Source organism: Cytophagia bacterium CHB2, from assembly GCA_030263535.1.
Classification (GTDB): Bacteria; Zhuqueibacterota; Zhuqueibacteria; order Zhuqueibacterales; family Zhuqueibacteraceae; genus Coneutiohabitans.
Window position 1 is genome coordinate 1 of the sequence record SZPB01000232.1, and the last position, 10362, is coordinate 10362.

11 protein-coding genes are annotated in these 10362 nt (G+C 52.7%); all 11 read left to right on the top strand.

The genetic code is table 11. From position 1 onward, the window contains the following. The first annotated feature begins 28 nt into the window (after positions 1 to 28). The 11 genes from FBQ85_19835 to FBQ85_19885 all read left to right on the top strand — a co-directional run bounded on the left by FBQ85_19835 (position 29) and on the right by FBQ85_19885 (position 10327). A complete protein-coding gene (locus tag FBQ85_19835) occupies positions 29 to 1153 on the top strand; it encodes a hypothetical protein (GenBank protein ID MDL1877385.1) in 1125 nt (374 codons plus the stop codon). A 19-nt stretch (positions 1154 to 1172) separates the two neighbouring features. Continuing rightward, positions 1173 to 1658, top strand: a complete 486-nt coding sequence (locus FBQ85_19840) for a nuclear transport factor 2 family protein (protein MDL1877386.1) — start codon at positions 1173 to 1175, stop codon at positions 1656 to 1658. A 255-nt stretch (positions 1659 to 1913) separates the two neighbouring features. Then, complete coding sequence (locus FBQ85_19845) at positions 1914 to 2834, top strand: DUF4350 domain-containing protein (GenBank protein MDL1877387.1); 921 nt, start codon at positions 1914 to 1916, stop codon at positions 2832 to 2834. A 35-nt stretch (positions 2835 to 2869) separates the two neighbouring features. Next, entirely contained in the window at positions 2870 to 3895 is a 1026-nt protein-coding gene (locus FBQ85_19850) for a Glu/Leu/Phe/Val dehydrogenase (GenBank protein MDL1877388.1), read from the top strand. Positions 3896 to 3951: 56 nt separating this feature from the next. After that, entirely contained in the window at positions 3952 to 5172 is a 1221-nt protein-coding gene (locus FBQ85_19855) for a hypothetical protein (protein MDL1877389.1), read from the top strand. A 162-nt stretch (positions 5173 to 5334) separates the two neighbouring features. Beyond that, entirely contained in the window at positions 5335 to 7035 is a 1701-nt protein-coding gene (locus FBQ85_19860; protein MDL1877390.1) for a hypothetical protein, read from the top strand. 71 nt (positions 7036 to 7106) lie between these two features. Then, positions 7107 to 7628 carry a methylated-DNA--[protein]-cysteine S-methyltransferase gene (locus tag FBQ85_19865; protein MDL1877391.1) on the top strand — a complete coding sequence of 174 codons (522 nt, stop codon included), beginning with the start codon at positions 7107 to 7109 and terminating at the stop codon, positions 7626 to 7628. After that, a complete protein-coding gene (locus FBQ85_19870) occupies positions 7594 to 8229 on the top strand; it encodes a hypothetical protein (GenBank protein ID MDL1877392.1) in 636 nt (211 codons plus the stop codon). The genes FBQ85_19865 and FBQ85_19870 overlap by 35 nt, the downstream gene beginning before the upstream one ends. 170 nt (positions 8230 to 8399) lie before the next feature. Then, on the top strand, positions 8400 to 8810 hold the full coding sequence (locus FBQ85_19875; protein MDL1877393.1) for an ankyrin repeat domain-containing protein: 411 nt from the start codon (positions 8400 to 8402) through the stop codon (positions 8808 to 8810). 134 nt (positions 8811 to 8944) lie between these two features. Continuing rightward, positions 8945 to 9793, top strand: coding sequence for a helix-turn-helix domain-containing protein (locus FBQ85_19880; GenBank protein ID MDL1877394.1), 849 nt, complete (start codon positions 8945 to 8947; stop codon positions 9791 to 9793). A 60-nt stretch (positions 9794 to 9853) separates the two neighbouring features. Then, the gene (locus FBQ85_19885) at positions 9854 to 10327 is read left to right on the top strand and encodes a hypothetical protein (protein MDL1877395.1); all 474 of its coding nucleotides are present in this window, start codon (positions 9854 to 9856) and stop codon (positions 10325 to 10327) included. Positions 10328 to 10362: the final 35 nt, after the last annotated feature.

Below are 10362 nucleotides of genomic sequence, written 5' to 3' on the forward strand. Positions count from 1 at the left end.
GTACAGAAATCACCACGGCAACGAGGTGATGAAATTATCCGGCCAGGAAACGGACTGGCCCTGGGCCGCCAGCACGAGATGGATGCCGCCGCTTTTGTTATTGCAGGCTGCGGAAAACAACACCAGCTTGCGCTGGATCGATAGTTATCAAAAAGACGGCCGCACCTTCGATGCCATCAGTTTTGTGCAACCGGATAAAACTGTTCCGGTATTGATTTTCGATGCCACGACCCATCTGCTCGAAGGCTATGAAACGGTGCGCGATGAGGGCGTTTACGGCGACGTCACCGACTTCATTCGTTTCGCCGATTATCAAGATTTCAACGGCGTGAAATTGCCAACCAAACGCACGGACTATTTCAACGGCGAAATCGCGAGAGAATTGGCTTTGAAGATCAGCGTCAATTCTCCGGTGGATGAAAATCTCTTCGAGGTTCCCGCAGGTTATGAGATGCCGAAAGACAATGCGAATGAAAGTTACACGCGCATCAAAAAAATCGGCGACGGCGTTTATATTGACCAGGACATGGGCGGCATCATGATCGTCGAATTCAAGGATTTCATCTTCGTCATGGATTGCCCCGGCAATTTTTTTATGTCGCAATCCACAATCGATGCCGTGCGCGAAATGATTCCCGACAAAGCGATCAAGTATGTTGCTTCCAGTCACACGCACGGCGATCATGCCGGCGGCGCGCGAGCTTATTTTCATGCTGGCGCAACGCTCATTACAACGCCCGCTCATGTTGAGTTTTACAAAAAGCTCGCGAAGATCAAACAAGCGATCAGGCCGGATCCATTTTTTTCGTCTCCAAAAGAGCCGGTAATCGAAACGTTCGCGGATAAAAAAGTGATCACCGACGGCGAGCAAGCTGTTGAGCTGTACAACGTCGGCCCCAACGCGCATTCCGAAGAGTTGGTGATTGCCTATTTGCCGAAACAAAAAATTCTGTGGCAGGCGGATATCTTTTTCATCCCTTACACGGGTAAAGAGGTGAATGCCGCCATGCCCATCACCATTGAATTTGCCCAAAAGCTCAAAGCCCTGGGGATAACCGATTTCGAGCAAATCATCGATGCGCACCATAGCCGTGTCGCGACGCGTGCGGAATTTAAAGCAACGCTTCAGAAAGCAGGCTATGAGGAATTTTGAACAAGCATAGTTTTGAAAGATGAAAAGAATCGCCTTGTTTGCTTTTATTGCGTTCGTGCCGTACTCTTGCGGCCTCGCGCAAATGCGCAGTCAGGCACCAGATGAGCATTCACAGAACGAGCAGGAAATCCGCGATGCTTTCTCGCAGTTCTCCGATGCATTTGTGAAGGCCGATACCGTCGTTCTTCGCAGTCTGCTCGCAGATGATTACGTTCACACCAATGTCAACGGCGGCGTGCTTGATAAAACGCGCTGGCTGGCTTTCGCCAAAACCCGCCACCAGGATTTGAAATCCGGAAAAGTGAAGATCGATACGTATCGCAATGATGATCTTCGCATTCGAGTTTATGGCAACACCGCCGTCGTGACGGGGTTAAACACGACTAACGGCTTTCGCGATGGCAAGGAATGGAAAATGAATTTGCGCTTCACCAACGTCTGGGTGAAACGAGAGGGCCGCTGGCAGCGCGTGGCTTTTCATGATTCCGACGCCGCGCCACAATAAAGTAAAAGATATTTGTAGTCCCCGCCCCTTGTGCGCGGCTGTCGAAGCCACGAATTTTGCGGTTCCAGCAACGCCCCACAAGGTAGTGGGACTCGATGCGGTTTCTTTTGTAGCCCTGCCCCCCTTGTGGGGCACTGAAAATGTTTCACGTTCATCGGCCCACAAGGGGCCGGGACTACGAAATATCGCCCAAGGAAACGGCATTGAGGCAGGATTACAATGCATTACTTTGAAATCATTCACCGAGTATCTTTTATGACCCAACGTTTGTTTTGCTTTTTCCTTCTCATTTTGCTCGCTGCGGGTCGGGCGCAACAAGTTGCCGACACCACATTCAATCCTCCCATTGCAAAACCCGCCTATCCGACTGGCAGCGGCCCGGTCGTTATGCTGGATGAAGCACATTTCAATTTCCACACCGCGACCGGGCGTTATCTATCCTTTGCGCAATTGCTGCGCCGTGATGGCTATGTCGTGTACGCCTCGGCTTCGCGCTTCACCAAAGAAAGCTTGGGCAAAGGGAAAATACTCGTCATCGCCAATGCTTTGGCCGAGGTGAATCAGGCGAGTTGGACGCTGCCCAATCCCTCCGCTTTTGCTGATGATGAAATCGCAGCCGTGCGCGAATGGGTACGCGAAGGCGGCGCGTTGTTGCTGATCGCGGATCACATGCCGTTTGCCGGCGCGGCAGAAAAACTCGGCGCGGCCTTCGGCATTCGTTTCAGCAATTGCTTTGCAATGTTCGCCGAACAATCTCAAGGCGCGCTCTTTGTTTTTCGCCGGTCGAATGGCGCGCTCGCCGAGCATCCCATTATTAACGGCAGAACACGCGACGAGCGCATCGATTCGCTGATGACGTTTACCGGATCCGCATTCCAAGTGGATGGCAGCGCCCAATCGTTGCTCGTGCTCGATTCATCGCAGCGGTTACTGCTGCCCCAAACGGCGTGGCAGTTCACCGCCGAAACGCCGCGTCTCCCGGCGACAGGCTGGCTGCAAGGCGCAACGCTGAAATTTGGCAAAGGCCGCGTCGCCGTGTTCGGCGAGGCCGCGATGTTCTCCGCGCAGCTCGCCGGTGCCAATCGCACACCGGTGGGAATGAACTCCCCGAATGCGCCGCAGAATTATCGTTTCTTGCTGAATGTGATGCACTGGCTTTCCGGGTTGCTGGATTAGCAAAATTCGACTGCAAAACACAATATCATTCCAACATGAAAGCCTTCGAAATAATGGAATCCATGGGGCACGAGCAGGTGATGCTCTGCTGCGATGAAGCTGCCGGCTATCGCGCCCTCATCGCCATTCACAGCACCAGGCTCGGCCCGGCGGTTGGCGGCACCAGGTTGTGGCCGTATGCCAGCGACGAAGAAGCCTTCATCGATGCGCTGCGTTTGTCGCGCGGTATGACGTATAAATCCGCGCTTGCAGGTTTGCCTTTTGGCGGCGGCAAGGCGGTGATTATCGGCGACGGCAAAACCGTGGACCGCGAAAGACTGTTTCGCGTGCACGGACGTTTTGTGGAAACGCTCGGCGGCCGCTACATTACTGCGGAAGATGTCGGCACGAGCACGCTGGACATGGACATCGTGCGTTTGGAAACCAAATACGTTGCCGGCCTCGCCGCACGCTCGGGCGATCCCTCACCGTGGACGGCGCACGGCGTGTTTCGCGCCATGCAAGCCGCGGCGCACTATCGTTGGCATTCCGAAAATCTCTCCGGCAAAACCGTTGCGCTGCAAGGTTGCGGCAATGTCGGGTATTGTCTCGCGAAAGAGCTGCACGAAGCCGGCGCCAAGCTGATTGTGACGGACCTCTCCGCCGAGCGCGTGCAGCGCGTCGTGAACGAATTCGGCGCGACCGCGGTGAAGCCAGAGACAATTTACCACGTCGCTGCTGATATTTTCGCGCCGTGTGCTCTCGGTGCAGTTCTCAATGATGAAACGATTCCACGACTCCAGGCCGAAATCATTGCCGGCGCCGCCAATAATCAATTGCGTGAAGCCCAGCATGGCGCAGCTCTGCAGGAACGCGGTATTCTCTATGTGCCCGATTATGTCACCAATGCCGGCGGCATCATTAACGGTTGCATCGAGATGCTCGACTGGGAACCGGCGCAGGCGTTGAAAAAAGTGAATGCCATTTATGACACCGCGCTGGATATTTTCGCGCTGGCGCAGCAGCAAGGCATTGCCACTTCGGAAGCAGCGGATCGGTTGGCGGAGCAGCGCTTACGATGATAAACAATTTTGCTCTGGATATTTTCAGCAAAGCAGATCAAGAAAGGAGAACCCTCATGCACTTCACACGCTATTGCTTCACGATGTCACGTCTTGTTGTTGCCACACTGTTGTGTAGCGCAGGCCTGGCGGAAAAATCCCCGGCGCAGTCCGTGACCGAGATGCCGGTGGTTTATCAGCTTCCCGGCATGGACAAGGTGATCGTCAAAAAAGATCTCACCTACAAAACGATTGATGGCGTTGCATTAAAGATGGATGTCTATTATCCGCCCACCCTCGAAAAATCACAAAAGCTGCCGCTGGTGATTTTCAACAATGGCGTCGGCGCAATGCAGATTCCGCAATGGCGCGTTTATCAGGATTGGGCAAAGCTCACGGCGCTTTCGGGGATGATTGCGGTGAATTACCAAAGCCGGCAGGGCGCTGCCTTCGAAGACACCGATGATTTGATCAACCATATCCGCAGCAATGCAAGTTCGCTGCAAATCGACGAAAACCGCATCGGCATCTGGACGTGCTCCGGCAATGTTTCAGTTGGGCTGCGCCTGGCCATGCAGGGAAACCGTTCATACATTCGCTGTGCGGTGGTCTATTACGGGATAACCGAATTGAGTGTCTTTCGTCAAACCCTGCCGCTCTTTGTCGTGCGCGCCGGACAAGACGCCCTCGACCTGAATCAGGCGATTGATGAATTCGTTCGCTATGCGCTCACCAACGACTTCAATCTTCAGTATATCAACTATCTCGAAGGCCAGCATGCGTTCGATATTGTCGATGACAATGATCGCTCCCGGGAAATCATCAAACAGACGCTGGATTTTTTAAAAAGTAATCTTGCCGCCAAGACAGGAGAGACGCCGGAATCCGTGCTTACGGCAACGACTTTTTATGATATGCTGATGCGCGGACAAAGCGACAGCGCCATGGCGCAATACCGGAGAGCGCGGGCAAAATTCAGCGGCCATCCCAATTATCATTGGATCATGCAGGAAGGCGGCATCAATGCCATGGGCTACCAACTTCTGCAAGAGCAAAGAAACGAAGCAGCGCTGGAAGTTCTGACGATCAACACGGAAAATCACCCCGGCTCCCCAAACGTCTATGACAGTCTCGGCGACGCCTATGAGGCCGTCGGTGACACGGCAAGAGCGGTGCAAGCTTCAGAAAAGGCGCTGGCGCTGCTGCAGGAAAACACAGCACTCGACGAAAATTTTAGCCGGCTGATTCGTCAAAGCGCTGAAGCAAAACTGGAAAGGTTGAGAAAACAGAAAATTTGAAGAAAGATAATGTCATGACTAGGATGCAGCGCAATCTTGATATTGTTGATTGCGTGCGGCCAGCCTGCGCAACAGAACGCGAATTTCCCGGAGGCCATGCTTCGCGGTGATGCCCGGCACACGGGAATCTACGAGACAAAAGCGGTCGCATGATTCGACGACGTGAAGTGGGCATTTCAAACTCAGGGCCCAGTTCGCTCTTCAGCCGCAATATCCGGCGATATTGTTTATTTCGGCAGCGGCGATAACCATCTGTATGCCGTCGATCTGCACAGCGGCCGGGAAAAATGGCGCTACAAAACCGGCGGCGCGTTGCATTCCTCGCCGGCAGTTGCCGGCGGCGTTGTTTATTTCACCAGCCGGGATGAATGTCTTTATGGTGTCGATGCGCTGACGGGAAATCAGTTGCTGAAGTATCAGACCGGCGAACTCCTGCCTTACAATTGGGGCTTCGATTATTATGTCTCATCACCGCTCGTCGCGCAAGGTGTCGTCTATTTCGGCAGCGGCGACGGACATCTCTACGCCCTGGACATCGCGAGCGGGAATGTAACGTGGAAATTCAATGCCCAAAGTCGCGTGCGCAGTTCACCGGCAATGGCCGATAACGTCATTTACTTCGGCGACACCCAGGGATATTTCTATGCGCTTGATAGCGCCACAGGAAACCTGAAATGGCGATATACCTCCGAGAGCACAAAATTCAATCCGGCAGAATTCGGTTTTGATCGCTGCGCCCTCATTTCTTCACCGGCGATTAGCGGCAATGTCGTTGCGTTTGGCGGGCGCGATGGCTTTCTTTATACTCTTGATCGCCAATCCGGAGAAGAGAAATGGAAGCGTGACTACGAAATCTCCTGGGTGATTTCCTCGCCGGCGATCTTCAACGAAACGATTTTCACGGGCACCTCCGATGGCAGTTTTGCACACGCGCTGGACTTGACTACGGGAAAAGAAAAATGGCGGTTCAATGCGACAGAAACCGTCTGGACGTCGCCGGCGATTTGTGACTCGCTCATTTATTTCGGCGATGGCGGCGGGCACGTCTTTGCGCTGGATAATCGCAAGGGAACGGAAATATCGCGCTTCAAAACCAAAGATCGTATTTTCTCTTCGCCGATGGTGAGCGCGGGCGTGGTTTATATTGGCAGCGACGACGGATATCTCTATGCGTTGACAGGCATAGATTCCCCCAAATCGCCTGCACAACCAACACGCCGCGCCGTGTTTTGGGAGGCAAGCAAAGGCTTCGACTGGTTCAAATTTAGCGTTGATGAGCAGATTCGTGATTATTTTGTGAGCGCAGGCTATGAACAATTGAATGCCGAAACACTCGCACAATTCATGCAAGACGGCATCGCCGGAAAAACGCGGAGCGTCGTCATATTTGCTGCGCATCGCGTGCCGGCAACGGTGCTCAATGATTCGACGGAAGCCGCGTTATTGCGGCAATATCTCAATGCCGGCGGCAAGGTGATTTGGCTCGGGCCGCCGCCATTGGCCTATAAGCGTGATCCCAAAACCGATCACGTGACTGCTCTCGATTTCACCATTCCCGAACGCATCCTCGGTGTGCATTATCCCGGCAACAGCGCGATTGGCGTGGGCGGCTGGTATCAATCGACCGTAACAACCGAGGGGGTAAAATGGGGATTGGTGCGCGATTGGTGGGTTGGAGGCTTTGCCGTCGAACCGGATCAAGTGACAACCGTTTTGGCGCAAGATGAAACCGGACGCGCCTCGGCTTGGGTAAAAAATTACGGCGGCTCGGAAGGAACCGGACTCGTGCAACTCTGGCACCAGCGCGAAAGCCAGGAGGATCTCGTCGCAATTAGAGCTGTCGCAGAATACGGGCTGAGATAGAATCAGCGAAACAGATGATTTGAAAACGTGCAACGGCATTGCAACAAGATACGCAATCGGATACAGTCGCTATGATTGAAACATTTACTTGCGACTATCATTCGCCTATCGGGGTAATCGAAATCACCGGCAGCGACGGCGGGCTCTCTTCCCTTCTCTTTGTTGATCGCGAGGAAAGATCAACCGTTGTGCCGGCATGTTTGCAAGATTGCGTCCAGCAACTCGACGAATACTTCAAGGGTCAACGTAACGAGTTCAAGCTTACGCTGGATTTGCACGGCACCAGTTTTCAGAAACGCGTCTGGCAAGCGCTAATGACCATCCCTTTCGGCAAAACCGTTTCGTATTTGGACATTGCACTTGCGCTCGGTGATCGCAAAAGCATTCGCGCCGTGGGAGGCGCGAACGGCAAAAATCCCGTTTGTATCGTCGTACCGTGCCATCGCGTGATCGGCTCCAATGGCAGCTTGATTGGCTATGGCGGCGGGTTATGGCGCAAAGAATGGCTGTTGAAATTTGAAAGTCGAGAAGGGCAAACAAACCTCTTCGAGAGTGTTCATGCCGAAACAAAACCGCGTAACACCTTACGGTGAGCTTATCGCAACGCCAGCGCGCGGAACGTTGATGGGCAATCGTGGTTGTTTGCACAATTCGCGGCAACAAGTTGTTCGCCACCATCGCGGCAAGCGTTGGATCACATGTGTATTGCAATTCAAAGATCGCCATCGCGCCATCATGACGCCCGGCCACTATACCGAATTATTTTTTCTTGACGAGGCCACGGCGCTTGCTGCCGGGCATCGCCCCTGCGCCGAATGCTCGCGCTCGCGTTTCGAATTGTTCCGCACACTTTGGGCCAGCGCCAATCCTGATCTAACGGATAAATCGGCGCCCACTGCAGGTGAAATCGACGAGGCTCTGCATGGCGAACGGATCACCACGACAGCACAAAAAATAACTCAACAAGAATTACTTGCAGCTTTGCCAAATGGAAGCTTTGTGGCGTTCCACGATCATCAGCCGTACCTTTGGTGGGAGGAAGCTTTGCTGGCGTGGAATCCGGAAGGCTATCGGCGAGTCGAGTCACGGCCAGCCGATTGTATTGTCCGTGTGTTGACGCCGCCCTCAATCGTTAAAACCTTTGCTCAGGGCTACGTCGCCGGGGTTCACGCTTCGGCATTTCAAGAGCTATAATACCAACAAGATTCAACAAAACGTTGCATCAAAACTGGCAAACCATAACACTAACTCAACCCTGGAATAATCTTATGCACCCCTCATTATTTTCGCGACGTCGATTTCTTCACCTGTCAACGGCAGGAACAGCAAGCACAGTATTGTTTCCCAAAATTTCTTTCACCGGAATGCCGCAACAGAAGCGGCCGCCTGCTTTACCGTCAGAGCTGGTAAAAGAATTCGTCATTGCCGGTCACGGCAATTTGGATCGCACCAAAGAGTTGTTGGCGCAAGAACCAGGGTTGCTCAACGCCTCGTGGGATTGGGGCGGCGGAGATTTTGAAACCGCGCTCGGCGGCGCCGGTCACATGGGTCAGAGAGACATCGCCGAGTTTCTTCTCTCCAAGGGCAGCCGCATGGATATCTTCGTCGCAACCATGCTGGGGAAGTTGGACATTGTCAAAGCCATGCTTGCGGCTTATCCCGAGTTGATTCATTCAAAAGGGCCGCACGGCCTGACGTTTTTGCATCATGCCAAAAAAGGCGGCGACGAGGCGTTGGCGGTGCTCAATTATCTCGAAACGTTGGGCGCCAATTAAATTCTCTGCAATGGAATAAATCAAACTTTTCAGTTTTTCGCTTCGACTCCGCAAATCGAATGCTTAAAAAAAACTGATGGACGATTTCCTCCACTTAACCGTTAAACGATCATCAATCCCATCGAGATTCTCGCATGCACTATCGCGTTATCCCGCCAACTCCAGCGCTCTCAAATTATCTCGAATGTTTTTGGACGCTGCAAAGCCGCAGCACACCTTCACTCTTATCGCCTGAAAGAATTTTGCCGGATGGCTGTACCGAGATAGTTTTCAATCTCGCCGCGTCATTCAAGCGTTATCATTGCAAAAACACGATCGAGGTGCAACCGCAAAGCCTCTTTGTCGGACAGATGCGGCGCTTCGCCATGATTGAGCCGACAGGTGAGGTCCAGCTTTTTGGCATCCGCTTTCGACCGGCAGGCGCGTATGTTTTTACTCATTTCCCGCTAGCGGAAATGACGGACAAAATCATCGACCTTGATCTTGTTTGGAATCGTTTCAGCCGGGAGTTGGCCGAGAAAATTCATCTCGCGCACAGCACGCAAGAACGCATTAGACTGGCGGAAAAGGCTTTGCTCGCACGCCTGGACCGCCGTCAGGACGGTGACAAAACAATAGAAGGCGCCATCAACACAATCATCGCCCGCGACGGACTCGTCGCGATTGACCGGCTGCAAAAAAAGCTCCAGCTCAGCAGCCGCCAACTCGAACGCAAATTTCAGGAACGTGTCGGGCTTTCCCCCAAGTTTTTTTGCCGTATTTTGCGCTTACAAAAAGTTTTCAAGGCGGCGGCGCGTCATCGTCCCTTGCCTTGGAGTTTTATTGCAGCGGAATGCGGTTACTTCGATCAGGCGCATTTTATTCATGATTTTAAAGCGTTCTCCGGGCAAACACCTGCAATGTATTTCAGTGAAGCGCATGAAATGTCAGAATACTTCACCCGCAAAAATCGCCTGTCGGATTTTTACAATACAACTGCGTAATATTTCTTGATATTGTGGAAATAACTTGTATTCATTTCCATCACTATCAGGAGAGGCACAATGTCAAAAAAACATTATTCGTTTGCCGGCGTTTGCATGCTGTTGCTGAGTGTTATGATGCAAGACACAAAACCAACAGTAGCGGATCTGGCCTGGCTTGCGGGCTGCTGGGATGGCAGCACAGCCAAACGCGAATATTCCGAACAATGGATGAAACCTTCCGGACAGACGCTGCTCGGCATGAGCCGTACGGTCGTGAACGGAAAAACCGTGGCGTTTGAATTCCTGCAAATTCGCGAACAAGAGGGCGAGATTTATTACATCGCAAAACCCTCCGGACAGGCCGAAGCTTCATTCAAGCTGATTAAGCACGGCAAACAGGAAGCCGTCTTCGAAAATCCCGAGCACGATTTCCCGCAACGCATCATCTATCGTCTTGCCGAGGATGGTTCGCTTGCCGCAGCCATTGAAGGCATGAGTAACGGCAAAATGAAAAAAATCGATTTTCCCATGAAACGCATCGCGTGTGATTGACCGGGTTCGATGCCATTGGATAGTTGACTCTATAA

Coding starts and splice junctions, on each gene's coding strand:
- FBQ85_19840 (MDL1877386.1), top strand. CDS start 1,173: ATGAAAAGAATCGCCTTGTTTGCTTTTATTGCGTTCGTGCCGTACTCT.
- FBQ85_19875 (MDL1877393.1), top strand. CDS start 8,400: ATGCCGCAACAGAAGCGGCCGCCTGCTTTACCGTCAGAGCTGGTAAAA.
- FBQ85_19835 (MDL1877385.1), top strand. CDS start 29: ATGAAATTATCCGGCCAGGAAACGGACTGGCCCTGGGCCGCCAGCACG.
- FBQ85_19850 (MDL1877388.1), top strand. CDS start 2,870: ATGAAAGCCTTCGAAATAATGGAATCCATGGGGCACGAGCAGGTGATG.
- FBQ85_19870 (MDL1877392.1), top strand. CDS start 7,594: ATGCCGAAACAAAACCGCGTAACACCTTACGGTGAGCTTATCGCAACG.
- FBQ85_19845 (MDL1877387.1), top strand. CDS start 1,914: ATGACCCAACGTTTGTTTTGCTTTTTCCTTCTCATTTTGCTCGCTGCG.
- FBQ85_19880 (MDL1877394.1), top strand. CDS start 8,945: ATGCACTATCGCGTTATCCCGCCAACTCCAGCGCTCTCAAATTATCTC.
- FBQ85_19855 (MDL1877389.1), top strand. CDS start 3,952: ATGCACTTCACACGCTATTGCTTCACGATGTCACGTCTTGTTGTTGCC.
- FBQ85_19865 (MDL1877391.1), top strand. CDS start 7,107: ATGATTGAAACATTTACTTGCGACTATCATTCGCCTATCGGGGTAATC.
- FBQ85_19885 (MDL1877395.1), top strand. CDS start 9,854: ATGTCAAAAAAACATTATTCGTTTGCCGGCGTTTGCATGCTGTTGCTG.